Raw genomic sequence first — 17,137 nt, 5'->3', positions numbered from 1 at the left:
TAGGATAAAATCCTATCAAATAAAAAAGCAATTAAATCAAATCGATATAAAACAATGGAAAATCAAGAGTATTCAGTAGGTCTTGACATCGGGACAACCAAGATTGTCGCCATTGTCGGAAGGAGGAATGCACACGGGAAAATAGAAATTCTCGGTGTTGGTAAGGCCAAAAGTCTTGGAGTTCATAAGGGAATTGTGAATAATATTTCACAAACCATCAACTCCATTAAAGCAGCTGTGGCAGAAGCACAGTCGAGTGCAGGTGTACCTATCCATAAGGTCACCGTGGGTATTGCGGGTAAACACATTCGTTCGCTGCAGCATTCAGATTACATTATGCGTGAGAATCCGGACAGATTTATCACAGATGATGACATCGAAGCGCTGAAAGACCAGGTGAAAAAACTGGTCATGCTACCGGGTGAAGAAATTATTCATGTCTTACCGCAGGAATATAAGGTTGATTCTGAAGGAGAAATTCAGGAGCCTGTCGGAATGCACGGAAAACGTCTTGAAGCCAATTTTCATGTTGTTGTAGGACAAATGGGAAGCATCAGAAACATCGCAAGATGTGTAAGAGAAGCAGGTTTGGAGATGGAAGCGCTAACTTTAGAGCCTTTAGCATCTTCTGAAGCCGTTCTTACCAAAGAAGAGAAAGAAGCAGGAGTAGCCATTGTAGATATCGGTGGTGGTACTACAGATATTGCTATTTTTAAAGATAATATCATCCGTCATACTTGCGTCATCCCTTACGGAGGCGGAATTATTACGGAAGACATCAAAGAAGGCTGTTCAATTATAGAAAAGCACGCTGAGCAATTAAAGGTTAAGTTCGGTTCTGCAGTTCCTGAATTGGAAAAAGACAGCACATTTGTAACGATTCCTGGGCTTCACGGTAGACCGGATAAAGAAATTTCATTAAAAACTTTAGCACAGATCATCAATGCGAGAGTGGAGGAGATTTTGGAAATGGTCAACACGGAGTTAAAGGCTTACGGAGCTTTCGAACAAAAGAAAAAACTGATTGCAGGAATTGTTCTTACAGGTGGTGGTTCAAACTTGAAGCATCTTCGTCAGCTGGCAAATTATACTACAGGATTCGATAGTAGAATTGGTTTCGCAAATGAATATATTGCCAACGATAAAAACCAGTATCTTAAAGGACCGGAATTTGCAACATCTATCGGTTTACTGATGGAAAGTTTGAAGATCAGAGATAAAAAAACGATTGCTGTAGAAGAAATTGTTGAAACTAAAGTTGAGGCTAAAATAGAGTCTACACAGACTACCGAATCTGCAAACACAGAAGTGCAGCAGACAATAGTTCAACAGCCGATTCATGAAGCACAGGTTCCTGTACAAACATCAAGACCTTCAAAACCAACATTCGGACAGTCTCTGATGGAAAAAGTGAAAAAATTCTTTGAAGAAGTAGAATAAATTAATAGAAGTGATGAATGATAAGCGATGAATGATTTTTCTCATCAACTATCATAGTCGTTTATCAAACATAAAAAATATAAGTATGGAAAATATAGGCACACAAGGATTTTCATTTGATCTGCCAAAAGGAAATTCTTCGATCATTAAAGTTATCGGTGTTGGTGGCGGCGGAAACAATGCCCTGAAACACATGTACGAAAAAGGGATTCACGGGGTAGATTTCGTGATTTGCAATACCGATGCGCAGACTTTAGATAACAATCCGGTTTCAAATAAAGTTCAGTTGGGAGTTACCATTACTGAAGGTCTTGGAGCAGGTGCTGATCCTGAAGTGGGTGAAAAAGCAGCAATCGAAAGTATCGAAGAAATCAAAGCTGCGATGGGACAAAACACCAAAATGGTTTTCATTACTGCAGGAATGGGTGGTGGTACTGGTACAGGTGCTGCCCCGGTTATTGCTAAAGTTGCCAAAGACATGGGAATTCTTACGGTAGGTATCGTTACCGTTCCTTTCAGCTTTGAAGGGAAAAGAAGATTGGATCAGGCAGAATTAGGTTTAGATAAATTAAGAAATAACGTTGATTCATTAATTGTCATCAACAATGATAAATTAAGACAGCAATTCGGAAATCTTGGTTTTAAACAAGGGTTCTCAAAAGCCGATGAAGTTTTAACCAATGCTGCAAAAGGTATGGCAGAGGTTATTACCGGTTATTTTGATGTCAACATTGACTTTAGAGATGCTAAATCTGTGCTTCAGAATTCTGGTACGGCATTGATGTCTACAGGAACGGCTTCAGGTGAAAATAAAGCTGAGGAAGCAGTTAGAAAGGCATTAGACTCTCCGTTACTGAACGACAACAAAATTACAGGTGCAAGAAATGTGTTATTGTTGATCAGAAGCGGTGTAGAAGAAGCTACGATGGATGAAATCGGTATCATCATGGATTATATCCAGAAAGAAGCTGGTCACACAGCAGACATCATTTTTGGAGTTGGTGCTGATGAAGAATTAGGTGATGCGGTAAGTGTATTGGTGATTGCTACTGGTTTTTCTAATGATAACCAAAAGTTTTCAGGTCCTACTGAGAAAATCAGAATTGGTTTAAATGATGCTTTGGAAACTCCTAAAGCTTCACCTTTTAAAACAAGAGACGAGAGAGAAGTTTCTCCTGAGCAAGGTTATGATTTTGGCGGAAAAAATCTTTTCAGACTAGATGATGAAGAGCAGGATACGCCACAATTTAAGATGTCGGCTTCTGAAAAAAAAATGATTATCGAGGATGAAGATGTAAAAACTGAAATAAAATTCTCTGATAGAGAGGAAGATACATTGGAAAGCCCTATTCAGAGCTGGAGAAACGAAGAATCAAGTGCTCAAGACGATGTTAATTTGTTTTCTTTTGATGACGATCCGAATGATTTAGAAATTCAGTCTTTCTCTTTCGATTTTGAAAATAAAAAAGAAGAGCCAAAAGACAATTCTTTCAAAAACAATTATTCTGATGAAAAAGCGGTTGAATTTAACTTTACGGTGAACGAACCAATCGTTGAACCTAAATATGATTTCGGACAGCCAAAAAATGAAGTTGAAACGTCTGCAGTAATCGAGAGAGTAGAGGAAACAACTCACAAGGTTGAAACTTTTTATCAGACTCAGGAGCAGCCAAAAGCTGAAGAAAAACCTGTTGTTGAAAAAAGAGTGGAAATAGAAACTACGAGACACACAGAATCTGAATTCACTTTCGTTAACAAACCTGCAGATCAGGAAAGAGCATCAGAAAGAAGAAACAAGCTGAAAGAATTCAACTCTCGTTATCAGAATTTTGATCATGTGAATGAATTTGAATCTGTACCGGCTTTCAAGAGAAAAAATATCTCTATTGACGGCTCCAATGCCTCAGACCAAAATATAAACACGTATTTGTCTGATAACAACGGAAACATGCAGATCAGAGAAAACAGATTTTTAAATAAAGATGTAGATTAAATTAATTTGAAAATGGGGCAATTTGAGAATTTGAAAATTTAACGGTTGGAAATAGTGTTTTAGATAAAAATTAAAAAGCTTATCCGCAACCTGTCATAATTAAAAATGCTTTGTATTTCTTTGTTAAGTTAACGGCTTTGTATAACTTAAAAAGGGCAATATTTAAAGATTCCTTGTTTGACCTTGCGTTAAATTGAGAGCTATGATAAATAACGGATATGCATAAAAAATTAACACAGCATCAATCATTTTCAAATTATCCCATTTTCAAATTTTCAAATTAATGAATATGAGTTTAGAACATACCATAAGCGAAGCAATAAAAACAGCGATGAGAGCAAAAGACAGAGTGGCTTTAGATTCTCTTCGTGCTGTAAAATCTCAGATATTATTGCTGAAAACCGAAGCTTTAGGAGCGGAAGTTTCACCTGAGCAGGAAATTGCAATTCTGCAAAGAATGATTAAGCAGCGTAAAGATTCTTATGAGCAGTTTACAGCTCAAGGGAGAAACGATTTGGCAGAAGTGGAAGATGCTCAGATGAAAGTCATTGAGAAATTTTTACCCGCACAATTATCTCCTGAAGAATTAGAAGCAGAAATCAAGCAGATAATTTCAGAAACTAGAGCTGAATCGGTTAAAGATTTAGGAAAAGTAATGGGATTAGCTTCAAAAAACTTAGCCGGAAAATCAGACGGAAAAAGTATTTCCGAGATGGCTAAAAAGTTACTTTCGTAATTGATTGTTGACCGTTATTGGTTGATAGCTTTTAATATAGTGTCAACTGACAACCAAAACAATCATCCAATTTTAAAAAGGATATTCAACCTTTGCATATCGATTTGATTAACGAAGCCCGGAACTTTATGTTTCGGGCTTTATTTTTTTAGTTAAACTTATTTGAAACTACCTTTAAAAGTATTCTAAAAACGGATTGATTAGGTAATTTTGATATCTAGGGAACTAAATTTCACATCGTCATTACTGATGGATATTACTTAAATAAAGTTTTTTTCATGGGTATTAGTTTTTAGAACCATTTCAAAATTAGTGAAAAATTATTAGATATTAACTAAATATTATTGTTAATAATTAAATTATAATGTGATTTAAATGTATAATACATGTTTTTTAATTTTGTTTTGCGAACGCATCAATAGTTTTTATTAATTGAGATAAATTTAGAAATGTTGTAAATTTGTATACAATTAAAAATTACAAGAAATGTATCCATCAGATTTAGTATTGCCAATGAAGGCTGAACTTACAGATAAAGGTTTTCAGGATTTAGAAACTCCTGCACAGGTAGAAGATGCTTTGAAGCAGTCTGGAACGACTCTTTTAGTAATCAACTCTGTTTGCGGATGTGCGGCAGGTGCAGCAAGACCTGGCGTAGTTTACTCTTTAACCGGAGAGAAAAAGCCAGATCATTTGACGACCGTATTTGCAGGTTTTGATAAAGACGCAGTTGACGCAGCTAGAAAACATTTAGCTCCATTCCCTCCAAGCTCACCGTGTGTGGCTCTTTTCAAAGACGGGGAATTGGTTCACATGCTGGAAAGACATCACATTGAAGGAAATCCTGCAGGAGCAATTGCAGCAAACCTTCAGGCTGCTTATGACGAATATTGCTAGTTGTAAGTAATTAATCACTTTATATAGAAACCGTTACAAATTTTGTGACGGTTTTTTATTTAAATCATTCCTTGGAAATTCAAATATGATTATATTTGTTGAAATGGCAACGAAAGCACTTTTCAATACGGTAGTCAATTGGTTTATCCGCCAAAGGATAGATCAGATACAGAATTTTATGGATCATCCTATCGAAACGCAGAACGGAATTCTGTTTTCTCAGTTGTTTCATGCAGAAGATACGGAATATGGTAAAAGATATGGTTTTAATACCATTTCAAGTTATCAAGATTTTAAAAATAAAGTTCCTGTAGTTACTTATGAAGATTTTGAACCTTACATTGAAAGAGCCAGACAAGGACACAAAGATGTAAGTTGGCCCGGTTACATTAAGCATTTTGCTAAATCTTCCGGGACGACCAATGCCAAGAGCAAATTCATTCCTATTTCCGCAGAGAGCCTCGAATACTGCCACATGAAGGCTGGGAAGGATATGGTATCCATTTATGCCAATAATCATCCCGAAAATCAGCTTTTCACCAATAAAAATTTACGTTTGGGCGGAAGTTCAGAATTATATGCCGATTTCAATACAAAATTTGGAGATCTTTCTGCAATCTTAATTGATAATCTTCCATTTTGGGTAGAAATTACCACCACTCCAAGCAAGAAAGTTTCTTTGATGGGAGAGTGGGAAAGTAAACTTAAAGCAATTACTTCTGAAGTGAAGAATGAGGATGTGGGAAGTATTCTAGGTGTTCCAAGTTGGATGATGGTGCTTTTGCAGAGAGTTTTGAAAGAAACAGACGTTAAAAGTATTTCAGAATTGTGGCCCAATCTGGAAGTGTTTTTTCACGGTGGAATCAGTTTTAAACCATACAAAGATCAGTTTAAACAAATTATTGGAAAGAATATCAACTATTACGAAATTTACAACGCTTCGGAAGGTTTCTTTGGAATTCAGGATAGACCGAATAGCGACGAAATGCTTCTGATGCTGGATTACGGTATTTTCTATGAATTTATTCCGATGGATCAGTTTCATTGCTCAAACCCGAAAGTAGTAAGTTTAGAAGATGTAGAAATCGGGAAAAATTATGCGATGGTGATTACTACCAACGGAGGACTGTGGAGATATTTAATTGGAGATACTGTGATTTTTACTTCAGTCACACCTTTCAGAATAAAAATAACGGGTAGAACGAAACATTATATCAATGCGTTTGGTGAAGAATTGATGATCACCAATGTAGAATCTGCGTTAACAAAAGCCTGCGAAGCAACAAAGTCAGCCGTTACTGATTTTACGGGAGCGCCTATTTTTATGAAAGAAAACGAAAGCGGTGCCCATGAATGGATTTTTGAGTTCAGCGAAAAACCGCATAGTTTAGAAGAGTTTACCGATGTTTTTGATCAGCATCTAAAAGCCATCAACTCTGATTATGAAGCCAAAAGATATAACAATATTACGTTGAAAAAACCTGTCATTCACATTGCAAGACCCAATTTGTTCTATTGCTGGCTGGAATCTAAAGGAAAGCTTGGCGGACAAAATAAAGTGCCACGTTTGAGTAATGACAGAGAGTATATTGATCCTTTATTGGAAATGAATAAAACATAAAAAACCGCAGAAATCTCTGCGGTTTTGTTTTTATTTTTTAAGGTCTTCTTTCAGTTTTTTTGCGGCATCTTCTACTTTTTGAGCGCCTTGTGCTGCGGTGTTTTTAACATCTTTACCAACTTCCTGAGCGCCGGATTTGATGTCTTTTCCTACTTTGTTGGCTTCATTTTTAATATCTTTTCCTGCTGCATTCAGATCTTCTTTTGCTTTCTGAGCAGTTTGCTCAATTTTGTCACCTGTTTTATCAACCGTGTTTTTGATGTCAGATTTTGTTTTGTCTATTTTTGCGCTATCTACCAAGCCTGTGCTGCTTTCGGTTGTCGTGGTAGTGGTGACAGATCCGTCCGGATTTTCTACTTTTTCAGTTTTTGAGGTAGATTGTGTGCAGCTTACGATAACCGCTGATACAGCGATTGCTGCTAAGATTTGTTTTTTCATTGTATGTATCTTTAAATTATGTTATTAATCTGTTTTGGGTGTAGAGGTGGTCGTATTTTCTTTAGCCTTCAACTTCTTTTCTTCTTCCAGTTTTTTCTTGTTTTCCTTTTCAAGTTCTGCAGTAATTCGTTTTTCTTCTTGTTCTAGCTTTATTGCTTCTTTTAGCGAATCCTGATATTTTTGAGAAGACATTCTTATCTGGCGTACAATATCTACTGTGGTTGCTCCTGCTGAAAAAGAGTCAATAGCCGTCGTGTCATAATGAGGCTGTACTGCCTGAATTTCATTTGTATTTGCCGCTTCACGTTTCGAACAGGCAATTATAAATATGGAAATGATGCATCCCGCAGCCAATACTTTTTTCATGGAACTAATTTAATAGAAATTCTGCAATTACCTGATAGTGATCTGATAATTTTACAGAATAATCGACTTTGTAATTTAATGGTGTAATGCTTTTTGAGGTGAAAATATAATCAATCCTCAAAGGAAATTTGTAATCATGAAAACTTGTAGAACTTCCGTTCCCTGCTTTTAGAAAAGCGTCATCAAGATTTCTTCCGAGATTATAATACTCCCAGGAATTAGGAACTGAATTGAAATCTCCTGCCAAAATTACAGGATAAGGTGATTGATCAACTGCTTTTCTGATTTTTTTCACCTGCTCCTCATGTGTTTTGAATGTAGGAATCAATCTTGAAAATAGTGTAGCCATTTTATTTTTCTCATCTTTTCCGCCGTTTTCATCTTGCATACCAAGCATATTTTTATTGAGCCTAAAAGGTTCCAGATAAACATTAATCACTCGGATAATTTTTCCGTCAATATCAATATCTGCGTAAAATGAATTTCCTTTTGAGTCATCATTGATTAGATCCCCTTGGCGCAAAATTTTATGCTTAGTTTTAAGGATTACCGAAGGGTATTTCACCAGATCTTTCCTTAATGCGGTGCTGGTATCTTTTTCCTGAACGAGAATGATATCAGCATTTTGATCCGTAATATATTTTTTAACGGTTGGCCAGCCTGAACTTCCGTATTTTACATTAAATGTTAAAACTTTAATATCTTTCTGATGAGACTGGGCGGTCTGTTGTGGTGTAAAGTTGACCCATCTTCGCACCGGATTATAAAAAATAAAAGTCGAAAGCAAAAAAACTATTGCAATTTTCTTTTGTTTAAAAAACCAGATGATTGTTAACAAAAGATGAAGAACAATCAGATAAGGAAAGGCTAAAGAGAGTAAATTGAGCTTGCTGAAATAGTTTGGAGCGATCCAGGCGTTGGCAAATGTGCCTAGTAATAATGCGATTAATAAAATATGAAAAACTAAGAATACATGTACACGCTTCATTGAAAACTCTGATATGTATCTTTCGCAACAAAAACACTGCCAACATTATGATAAATAACGGAATAGGCTTATAATCAATCAATTTTGAATGTAGCAACTACCGGAAAATGATCAGAAAGTTTTACTGAACGGTCAACCTGATAAGTGACAGGTTTCACTGACGCTGAAGTGAAAATAAAATCAATTCTGATAGGAAATTTATAATCATGGAAGCTTGTTCCACTTCCTTTTCCAACTTCAAAAAAAGCGTCTTTTAAGCCCTTTCCTAAATGGTAATACTCATAAGAATTGGGAACTGAGTTTAGATCTCCGGCTAAAATCACGGGATACGGCGACTCATCGATACTTTTTCGAATAATATCTACCTGCTCCTGATGCATTTTGAAAGTCGGAATTAATCGCTTCACGATGTCTTTTACTTTTTGCTCATCCTCTTCACTATTGCCATTGAGCTTGACCATGCTTTTTTCAAACTTAAAAGGCTGAAGATAGGTGTTGATGATTCGGTATTTTTTTCCTTTTATTTCGATATCAGAATATTCAGAATAAGCATTAAATTCTTCATTGTACATCCCTGCAAACAATTCCTTATGAGCTATAGTTTTGTATTTTGAATAGGTAGAAATAACAGGCGTCAGATGGTCTTTTTCAAGGTCTTTAAATTGATATTTGCGACCGGCATCTTCCTGTAGCAAAACGACATCTGCATTTTGTTGATTGATATATTCCTGAATGTTTTCAATTCCTAATTTTCCACCTTTTACATTAAAAGAAATAATCTTTAGGTTAGCAATTTCCTTACTGTCAGTTGAATAATTAACCCATCTTTTGACAGGATTTAATAAAAATAATCCCAAAAAAATAAATACAAACGCTCTTTTTTTCCAGGAAAAAATCCAGAAAAATGTGAGCAAAACATATCCGATCATTAAAACAGGAAATCCTAAAGACAGAAGATTAAACCAAGGAAAAACTTTCGGCGGAATATAGGCGTTCAGTAAAACACTAAGCAACAGAAATAATGTGGCTAAGTGAACAATTAGAAGAATAATACGGAAAATTTTCACGAAGTTAGTGTTGGTTAAATCTATACAAATGTTTCCTCCATATTCTGGCAAGAATGTAACCCACCAAAGCCCCGCCTACGTGAGCAAAGTGAGCAATGCCTCCCATATTTCCATTAATTCCGAAAAATATTGAACCTGCAACTGTAGCGATAAGTAAATATTTTGCTTTTATCGGGAATGGAATAAATAGAATAATCATTTTTTCATTAGGAAAAAGAGTTGCAAAAGCTGCTACAACACCAAAAATTGCGCCTGAAGCACCAACTAATGGTGTACTCATGGTTTGCATAATGTTTGCAACAAGGCTTTTTTGTGTTTCAATCGATTCTACAGAACCCTTAAAAACCTGATTTTCGCCAGAAAAATAAGCTGATAAATCAAACCCGAGAGCCTCAAGTTCCATTGCGTGTCTTTCAACCTGAATGAATTCCCACCCATTAAACAATAAGAAGCCACCGATTCCGCTTAAAAAATAAAGAATCAAAAATCGTTTTCCACCTAAAACATTTTCTAAAAATGAAAAACTGAAAAGCGTAAACATATTAAAGAAAATATGCATCAATCCAGAACCATTTCCTAATGGGGCGTGCATAAACATGTGGGTAATAATCTGCCAAGATTTGAATAAGGGCGATAAAGGAAAAAAAGCTGCTAAAGAGTAATAAAGTTGTTGATTGTGTAAGGCATACAAAAAGAAATTGGTCACAACATAAACAACAATATTCAGTATAATTATATTCTTCGTCAGCGGCGGTATATTATTAAACATCTTCTAAAATTTATTTTTCAAATCATTAAACGGAACTTCATAAAAGCATCTTTTTCCGGTAGGTAAAAATTCAGGGAAACCTAATGCGGTAAAGTCTTTGATCACTTGCTCAGCATCTGCTTTATAAATAAAATCAAATCTTGATTTCGACTGCATTTTTGCCCATTGATTGTGATAAAACTGCATAAATTCGTCCTCGGTTTTATATTCTAAAATGTCAAATAGATTTTCAAGAAACTTCATCACTTGAGTTTCTTTCAATCCTTCAGGAACAGTATCGATTCTGAGCACGTTCTCATGTGCAATTTTCATGTCAAATCCGAGCTCTGGGAGAAATTTTTTAATGGATTTGTATTTATTTTTCTCAATTTCGTTCATGTGATACTCCAAAGAGAACAGTAAGGCGTGACTTACGTTGCCTTTTTTTACATTTTTATTATTTTCGGCAACTAATAATCGGTGCATTCTACCCAAATCAAGCATCAGCGTTCTGTCGCCTTTGTTAAACAGCCAATATCCGTTCGGAAGGCGCATCAAATCTTCATCAAAATCTTCATCTTCAAAAAGATTAATTTTAGAAGGTTCTGCAGAAATATTCTGATGATACATTTCCGTAAGATTATGAATCTCGGTTTTGGTTACCTCTCGTTCTTCTAAAAATGGATTATAATCACGGTCTACAATGATTTCAGGCATTTTTAAGCTTCCACCAGAATTGTTGCTCTTGCTTGGAAAACTTTTCTGCATCATTTCGTCAAGCTGTGGATCTCTTTCAAAATCTAAGCTTGGTGCAATGTTATAAATTCCCAATGACCGTTTAATGGTAGAACGAATCAAAGCAAAAATTAAATGTTCATCCTCAAATTTTACTTCTGTCTTCTGCGGATGAATATTCACATCGATTTTCTCAGGATCTAATTCCAGAAAAAGAAAAAATGTTGGGATATATCCGGGTAAAAGAAGCCCTTCAAAAGCTTCCTGCACTGCTTTGTTGAAATACGGACTTTTAAAAAACCTTCCGTTGACGAAAAGAAACTGTTCGCCACGGGTCTTTTTTGCGCCTTCAGGTTTAGCAACAAATCCGTGAAGTTTACACCAAAGAATATCTTCTTTAATCGGAATCAGTTGCGGATGTAATTTTCTTCCGAAAACATCCACAATTCTTTGCATCTGTGTGCCTTTTCTCAGTCTGAAAACAGGGTCATCATCATGAAACATAGAAAATTCTAAATTTTCATGAGCCAATGCCACACGCTGAAATTCATCAATAACGTGTCTGAATTCTATATTATTATTTTTTAGAAATTTTCTTCTTGCCGGAACATTGTAGAAGAGATTTTTAACTAAAAAATTAGATCCTTCCGCAGTCTGTACAGGTTCCTGAAACTGAAAAATTCCACCTTCAATATAAATATTGGTTCCAAGCGGAGATTCTGCCTGTTTGGTTTTCAATTCTACCTGCGAAACTGCTGCAATGGAAGCCAAAGCCTCTCCACGAAATCCTTTTGTAGAAATTTTAAAAATATCGTCGGTTGCTCGTATTTTTGAAGTGGCGTGTCTTTCAAAAGCCATTCTGGCATCGGTTTCAGACATTCCTTTTCCATCATCAACCACCTGAATGAGATTTTTGCCGGCATCTCTTATGATCAGTTCTATTTTTGAAGCTCCGGCATCAATGGCGTTTTCCAAAAGTTCTTTTACAATCGATGCAGGTCGCTGCACCACTTCACCTGCTGCAATTTGGTTGGCTACATGATCCGGTAAAAGCTGAATAATATCTGACATAAAATGATGAATGAACTTACAAAAATAGTCAAAGGAAATAAGATTTAAAATAAATAGGTGATGAATTAAAAATTAAGTCTGATTAAATTAATCTGATTACACGTTTTTAAAGGCAAAAAAAATTTTTAACGCAAGGTTCGCAAAGATTTTTATATACTAACTGCTTTTAAGGTTCGCAAAGGCGTTCTACTTAACAAAGACCATAAAGGTTTTCATTACTAAAAAAACCGGATTTTAAGCCAAATAAAAAGCCCCCGTTTGCAAAACAAACAGAGGCTACAAAACTAAAGTATATACGATTTGTGCTGTCAATTGACTGATCATTTAAGTTTCTTCTAAGACAAGCTTAGATTTTTCTTTCCTGGTTTCTTTTATCATCACTTCACCATTACCGTGGATTTTATCATACATAAATGCCATAAAGTTCGGCTTGTTGTAAATTTTTGCGTATCGGTAATTGGTTCTGAAGTGTCTGATATTAATTTTATAGAAATCATACCCAATCACGACCAGTAAACATAAACTGATGATATAAAAAACGCTGAATTCTAATGAGTAATAAACCAATCCTGAGAAAATAGCTCCTAAAACATAAGCAGACATAATGCTCAATAAAAGCTTTGCTCTTGCGATTAATTCAGGGTTTTTTCTGTATTTTTTGTGGGTAAACATGGATGCAAGAATTCCTAAATCTGTTGTAGTACCTGTAAGGTGGGTTGTTTTCACCAAAAAGTTAGATATACTTGCCGTCAAACCATTCTGTAAACCTGTTGCAAAAAGCATTAAGGCTACCAAAACTTCTGCTTCTTCCAGAGTTTTTCGGTAATAAAACTGACCGTAAAAACCAACTCCGACGAGACATAGAATCTCCAGAATAAGCGGCATTGCATGGGCAAAATATTTACTTTTCTTATTAAAATTGATGACGAAAAAGTTTGCTGTGAAACTTCCGAAGAAGAAAAGGAAAATCCATGCGCCTACAACAGCAACCTGTGACCAGTTTCCTTTACTGATTTCTGCGGCAAATACGGCGTAATGTCCCGTTACGTTTGAGGTAAAGGATAAAAATATAAGTAGAGATGCAATATTTATAGTTCCTGCCGTAAAGGCAGTCAGCGTCCCCAGTCTTATATTGTCTCCCAATGTCCTGCTGTTACTATAATTTCTTAACATTTTTTTAGATTTTAAATGGTGACATTTAATTTAAACTTCAACAAAAACTTCTGCAAGTCTTCCTCTTTCGGGCATAAATTCCGGAACACCAAGCGTTATTTCTTTCACCTGGATGTCTTTAGCCTTTTTGATGTAAGGAGCTAAGTCAAATTTTCCTTTGGTATTCTTATCTTTCAGATTCGCTGCATAATATGCTTCTTCTATATTTTCTGCTGTCAGATAATTGTTGAATGCTCTCTGGAAACTTCCGGTGAAGACATCACAGACAATTTTATTTACCAAGTGCGGATATTTGTTTTTGATGATGCTGTAGGCATCGCAGAATTCTTTTGATCTGATTTTGTTGAAAACCGTTCCTTTGGTATTGAATAAAAGATCTCTGATAGAATCTCCCATGTCATAACCTGATACAAGCAAGATGTTGTACTGCGTGTTTTCTTCCGTAGCGTTTTTCTCTTTTAAAACTTTCTTTAATATATTTAAAGATTCAAGAGAATAGTCTGTTGCAATTAAAATGGTCTTGATCATATCTTTTAGATTTAGTTGTTACCTATTTTGATAATACAAAACTATATCTGTAAGATTAGAAGACCTTTGGAACGGAATTAAAATGTAATTAAAGAGATTAAAATGAGATTAGAATTTCATTTTAAAAATGCTTCATTTTGAAGCTAAGGTTGTTTTTCTTTCTGCTGTGCTGCATAAATAGTAGGAAAACGCATTTGCACAGTTGTTCCCTGATTTTCGTGTGAACTCACAATCAATTCACCATTATGCATTCTCACAATGTTTCGGGCAAGAGGAAGTCCAATGCCGTACCCTTCATAATTTTTAGTGTTTGAGGCTCGGAAGAAAGGATCATAGATTTTATCCATTTCAAATTCCGGAATACCGATTCCTGTGTCTTTGATGATGATGTAAACATCTGTATCTGTAGCTCCAAGTGAAACTTTTACCTGCTGGAAGTTGGAATATTTACAACCGTTATTCACAATATTGGCAACTGCAAGATGCAGAAGCTGCTCGTTCCCCTGAACTTTCAGTTTTTTTGGATTATCGGGCAACATGCTGATGTCGAGAAAAATATTATTTCGTGAATCTATTTTTCTGATGGTTTCTATCACATCCCAAAGTAATTGGTCGATTCTTACTTTATCGATTTTCTGAATTTTTCCGTCAAAACCGGTTTGAGCAATGATTAAAAGCGCTTTTATTTTTTTATCGAGTTTCTCGGCTTCGTCCAGGATGATTTCTAAAGTTTCTTTGTATTCATCGGCAGTTCGGTTGATAGAAAGTGCGACATCGGCTTCTCCCATAATGGATGTGAGTGGTGTTCTGAGCTCATGCGAAACGTTTCCGATCAAATGATTTTGAGTTTCAAATGATGTTTCAATTCTTGTCAACATCGTATTGAATGTCTCGACTAATTCGTTTAATTCTTTGTTGTCAGGCTGTGGTTCTAATCTTAAATGCAGGTTCTCTGAGCTGATTTCTTTTACTTTTCCGGTGATTTTAAGGATAGGTTTAAATAAAGTTTTAGATAAATAAAAAGAAAAAATCATGCTGAAGAAAATCGAGAGAATCATACAGGTAATCAATGTTCTCTTCAAAAATCCTAAATAATGAACGACGTAATGGTTTTTTGCCGATGCGATAGCAATGTAATCTTTGTTTTGAAATCTAAAAGACTGACCGATGTAGTAAAATTCTTTATCGTTGTAATTTGCCTCGCCTCGTCTGATGATATTTTTAAAAAAACTATCCGGAATGTGAACTTCTTTGGAAATATGTTTGAAATTTGAATCTGAAGGAACGGCAAAAACATAATCCCTTTCCATGGGAAGTTCTTCGTCGTTTAAACCGTTGAGGATATAATTTTCAGGTAAATCAAGATGTTCTTTTCCTTTTTCAATCTGTACAATGGTTGTCGTACGGATTTTCAGCAATTCATAGAAACGCTGATGCGAAAAATTAACAATAGAAAAATAAACCAAACCTCCAAAAATGGAAATAACGGTCGTAAAAACAACCATCAAAAGCACCATCGTTTTGGTTTGATTTGTTATCATTTTGTTAGGCATCTTTTATGGCTTTTTTAAGACATAACCCATTCCAATCACTGTATGGATGAGCTTTTTGTCGTCCTGATTATCTATTTTTTTTCTTAAATAATTAACGTAGACATCTACAACATTGGTTCCAAGTTCATAGTTTACTCCCCAAACTGCATCCAGAATTTCTGCTCTTGAAATTACTTTTTCTGGATTGTTGAGGAAATACATCAATAATTTATATTCGGTAGAGGTCAGAGAAATTTCTTCTCCGGCACGCACTACTTTTTTGGTATAGTCGTTCACCGTCAAATCTGAAAACTGAAAAAGATATTCATTAAAAGTTTCATCTTCTGTTACTTCGGGAGTTGCAATGGGAACGCTTCTTCTTAGTAAAGATTTAATTCTGGCAACCAACTCGATAAACTTAAAAGGCTTCACCAAATAATCATCACCGCCACTTTCGAGTCCGAGAACAATATTTTCTGAACTTCCCAATGCCGTTAAAAAAAGAATAGGAACGTGTTTGTTGGTTTTTCTGATTTCCTTGCAGACGTCCAGACCATTCATTCCGGGAAGCATAATGTCTAAAATGACCAATTCGAAATCATTCTCCTGCACCAGGCTTACACCTGTTAATCCGTCAAATGCCACCGAAACTTCATATCCTTTTTCCTGAAGTCCTTTTTTAATAAAAGAAACTACGCTGGTTTCATCTTCAATCAGAACAATTTTTTTCACGTCTAGATGTTTATTTTTTAAGGTAAACTGTTGTCTCCACCAATTTTTATTAAGCAAAACTGTGTTGAAGGTTTTAAGCAAAACCGAATTTCACAAAAATAGGAAAAAGATTACAAATCATAGTAATAAGAAAAAGACGAAGAAAACTTCGCCTTTGGAATGAATGATATGTAGAAGAGTGTTTTTTATTTACCTGAAATTGCTTTTAAAATAATAGGCTCCAGATTTGATGGCAAATCGGCAGATTTAATCTGATAATTTTTGATTTTCATTTCTTTGAACCAATTTTCCCAATATTCTTTGATGACATCGGCTTCGAAAGGATTTCCTTTTGCGGGATTGATTCCCAAAACAATAACTTCAAGATTATCTAGATCATCATTGGCTTTTACAAATCCCAAACCTTTATCCTGAATTTTATTTTTGAAATCCGAAGAATTTAGTTTTAAAGATTTTACGAGTTCCGGAGTGAGATAAGAGGTTTTTTGACCTTCAGAAAATTTAGAATCTTTGTGATAAATATATCCGTCAGTTAAAATGAAAAGTACATTTCTGTGATCGTCTTTGATGCAGTAATCTTTTGCTTTATTCTTGAAAAACTCCCAGATATCTGATCCGACATATTTTTTATCTTTTATCGCTGACTCGTAAATCTGCATTGGCAACGAAGAATATTTGTTTTGAACCAAATTAATATTTTCCTTTGTCGTGTTTTTATCGAAAGACACTTTCAGCTCTTTTGTCAGTTCGTTCATTTTAGGATCTGAAGGTTCAGGATTAAAGAAAACCTGCATCTGATCGTTGAGCTGAATAACTTTCTTGCTTTTAATGTGATCTAAAAATCCTTTTTCAATCGCTTTGATGTATTCCGTATCTCTCTGGAAATATTCCATCGTCGGATTTGGATTTTTTTCAGGATCAATTCTGTCTGAAAGATCAATTAAAACGCTTACGTTCAGGTTTTTTGCAGAATTATCTATTGGCGTTGTGTTTTCTGAAACTTTTTTCTCCGACTTTCCGCATTGAATAAAAAACGCAGAAGCGATAATGAGGTAAAATATTTTTTTCATAA

16 protein-coding genes are annotated in these 17,137 nt (G+C 35.3%); 5 read left to right on the top strand and 11 right to left on the bottom strand.

The features are described from left to right. Positions 1–54: 54 nt before the first annotated feature. The 5 genes from ftsA (at position 55) to LNP04_RS10820 (ending at position 6,687) form a co-directional block, all read left to right on the top strand. Complete coding sequence (gene ftsA / locus LNP04_RS10840; protein WP_229982988.1) at positions 55–1,440, top strand: cell division protein FtsA; 1,386 nt, start codon at positions 55–57, stop codon at positions 1,438–1,440. A gap of 85 nt (positions 1,441–1,525) precedes the next feature. Then, the gene (gene ftsZ / locus LNP04_RS10835; RefSeq protein ID WP_229982987.1) at positions 1,526–3,433 is read left to right on the top strand and encodes a cell division protein FtsZ; all 1,908 of its coding nucleotides are present in this window, start codon (positions 1,526–1,528) and stop codon (positions 3,431–3,433) included. A gap of 289 nt (positions 3,434–3,722) precedes the next feature. After that, positions 3,723–4,169: a GatB/YqeY domain-containing protein gene (locus LNP04_RS10830; RefSeq protein ID WP_229982986.1), complete on the top strand. Its 447-nt coding sequence runs from the start codon at positions 3,723–3,725 to the stop codon at positions 4,167–4,169. A 486-nt stretch (positions 4,170–4,655) separates the two neighbouring features. Further along, a complete protein-coding gene (locus LNP04_RS10825) occupies positions 4,656–5,066 on the top strand; it encodes a BrxA/BrxB family bacilliredoxin (protein ID WP_129535570.1) in 411 nt (136 codons plus the stop codon). Positions 5,067–5,169: 103 nt separating this feature from the next. Next, a complete protein-coding gene (locus LNP04_RS10820) occupies positions 5,170–6,687 on the top strand; it encodes a GH3 auxin-responsive promoter family protein (protein ID WP_229986293.1) in 1,518 nt (505 codons plus the stop codon). Positions 6,688–6,717: 30 nt separating this feature from the next. Here LNP04_RS10820 and LNP04_RS10815 read toward each other — a convergent pair whose 3' ends face one another. The 11 genes from LNP04_RS10815 to LNP04_RS10765 form a co-directional block, all read right to left on the bottom strand. Then, entirely contained in the window at positions 6,718–7,125 is a 408-nt protein-coding gene (locus LNP04_RS10815; protein ID WP_229982985.1) for a hypothetical protein, read from the bottom strand. Between the two features lie 24 nt (positions 7,126–7,149). Beyond that, on the bottom strand, positions 7,150–7,491 hold the full coding sequence (locus LNP04_RS10810) for a hypothetical protein (protein WP_229982984.1): 342 nt from the start codon (positions 7,489–7,491) through the stop codon (positions 7,150–7,152). 4 nt (positions 7,492–7,495) lie between these two features. After that, a complete protein-coding gene (locus LNP04_RS10805; protein WP_229982983.1) occupies positions 7,496–8,479 on the bottom strand; it encodes an endonuclease/exonuclease/phosphatase family protein in 984 nt (327 codons plus the stop codon). A gap of 74 nt (positions 8,480–8,553) precedes the next feature. Then, the gene (locus LNP04_RS10800) at positions 8,554–9,546 is read right to left on the bottom strand and encodes an endonuclease/exonuclease/phosphatase family protein (protein WP_229982982.1); all 993 of its coding nucleotides are present in this window, start codon (positions 9,544–9,546) and stop codon (positions 8,554–8,556) included. A gap of 4 nt (positions 9,547–9,550) precedes the next feature. After that, the gene (locus LNP04_RS10795; RefSeq protein ID WP_229982981.1) at positions 9,551–10,315 is read right to left on the bottom strand and encodes a rhomboid family intramembrane serine protease; all 765 of its coding nucleotides are present in this window, start codon (positions 10,313–10,315) and stop codon (positions 9,551–9,553) included. 3 nt (positions 10,316–10,318) lie between these two features. Next, positions 10,319–12,100 (bottom strand): DNA mismatch repair endonuclease MutL, encoded by a 1,782-nt coding sequence (gene mutL, locus LNP04_RS10790; RefSeq protein ID WP_229982980.1) that lies wholly within the window; start codon positions 12,098–12,100, stop codon positions 10,319–10,321. 324 nt (positions 12,101–12,424) lie between these two features. After that, positions 12,425–13,273 (bottom strand): YoaK family protein, encoded by an 849-nt coding sequence (locus LNP04_RS10785; protein WP_229982979.1) that lies wholly within the window; start codon positions 13,271–13,273, stop codon positions 12,425–12,427. A gap of 30 nt (positions 13,274–13,303) precedes the next feature. Continuing rightward, the gene (locus LNP04_RS10780) at positions 13,304–13,801 is read right to left on the bottom strand and encodes a hypothetical protein (RefSeq protein WP_229982978.1); all 498 of its coding nucleotides are present in this window, start codon (positions 13,799–13,801) and stop codon (positions 13,304–13,306) included. 143 nt (positions 13,802–13,944) lie between these two features. Continuing rightward, complete coding sequence (locus tag LNP04_RS10775; RefSeq protein WP_229982977.1) at positions 13,945–15,342, bottom strand: HAMP domain-containing sensor histidine kinase; 1,398 nt, start codon at positions 15,340–15,342, stop codon at positions 13,945–13,947. Positions 15,343–15,357: 15 nt separating this feature from the next. Then, the gene (locus LNP04_RS10770) at positions 15,358–16,065 is read right to left on the bottom strand and encodes a response regulator transcription factor (RefSeq protein ID WP_129535581.1); all 708 of its coding nucleotides are present in this window, start codon (positions 16,063–16,065) and stop codon (positions 15,358–15,360) included. Positions 16,066–16,250: 185 nt separating this feature from the next. Further along, positions 16,251–17,135: a hypothetical protein gene (locus LNP04_RS10765; protein WP_229982976.1), complete on the bottom strand. Its 885-nt coding sequence runs from the start codon at positions 17,133–17,135 to the stop codon at positions 16,251–16,253. Positions 17,136–17,137: the final 2 nt, after the last annotated feature.

This window comes from Chryseobacterium sp. C-71, assembly GCF_020911865.1.
In the GTDB taxonomy this organism is placed as follows: Bacteria; Bacteroidota; Bacteroidia; order Flavobacteriales; family Weeksellaceae; genus Chryseobacterium.
Note: the sequence above shows the minus strand (reverse complement) of the source record. Positions and strands in the feature narration are given on the sequence as shown.

Excerpts from the sequence above, each read along its gene's own strand:
- LNP04_RS10785 (WP_229982979.1), bottom strand. The coding sequence starts at position 13,273 with ATGTTAAGAAATTATAGTAACAGCAGGACATTGGGAGACAATATAAGA.
- LNP04_RS10825 (WP_129535570.1), top strand. The coding sequence starts at position 4,656 with ATGTATCCATCAGATTTAGTATTGCCAATGAAGGCTGAACTTACAGAT.
- ftsZ (WP_229982987.1), top strand. The coding sequence starts at position 1,526 with ATGGAAAATATAGGCACACAAGGATTTTCATTTGATCTGCCAAAAGGA.
- mutL (WP_229982980.1), bottom strand. The coding sequence starts at position 12,100 with ATGTCAGATATTATTCAGCTTTTACCGGATCATGTAGCCAACCAAATT.
- LNP04_RS10765 (WP_229982976.1), bottom strand. The coding sequence starts at position 17,135 with ATGAAAAAAATATTTTACCTCATTATCGCTTCTGCGTTTTTTATTCAA.
- LNP04_RS10795 (WP_229982981.1), bottom strand. The coding sequence starts at position 10,315 with ATGTTTAATAATATACCGCCGCTGACGAAGAATATAATTATACTGAAT.
- LNP04_RS10805 (WP_229982983.1), bottom strand. The coding sequence starts at position 8,479 with ATGAAGCGTGTACATGTATTCTTAGTTTTTCATATTTTATTAATCGCA.
- LNP04_RS10830 (WP_229982986.1), top strand. The coding sequence starts at position 3,723 with ATGAGTTTAGAACATACCATAAGCGAAGCAATAAAAACAGCGATGAGA.
- LNP04_RS10775 (WP_229982977.1), bottom strand. The coding sequence starts at position 15,342 with ATGATAACAAATCAAACCAAAACGATGGTGCTTTTGATGGTTGTTTTT.
- LNP04_RS10780 (WP_229982978.1), bottom strand. The coding sequence starts at position 13,801 with ATGATCAAGACCATTTTAATTGCAACAGACTATTCTCTTGAATCTTTA.
- ftsA (WP_229982988.1), top strand. The coding sequence starts at position 55 with ATGGAAAATCAAGAGTATTCAGTAGGTCTTGACATCGGGACAACCAAG.
- LNP04_RS10815 (WP_229982985.1), bottom strand. The coding sequence starts at position 7,125 with ATGAAAAAACAAATCTTAGCAGCAATCGCTGTATCAGCGGTTATCGTA.
- LNP04_RS10810 (WP_229982984.1), bottom strand. The coding sequence starts at position 7,491 with ATGAAAAAAGTATTGGCTGCGGGATGCATCATTTCCATATTTATAATT.
- LNP04_RS10820 (WP_229986293.1), top strand. The coding sequence starts at position 5,170 with ATGGCAACGAAAGCACTTTTCAATACGGTAGTCAATTGGTTTATCCGC.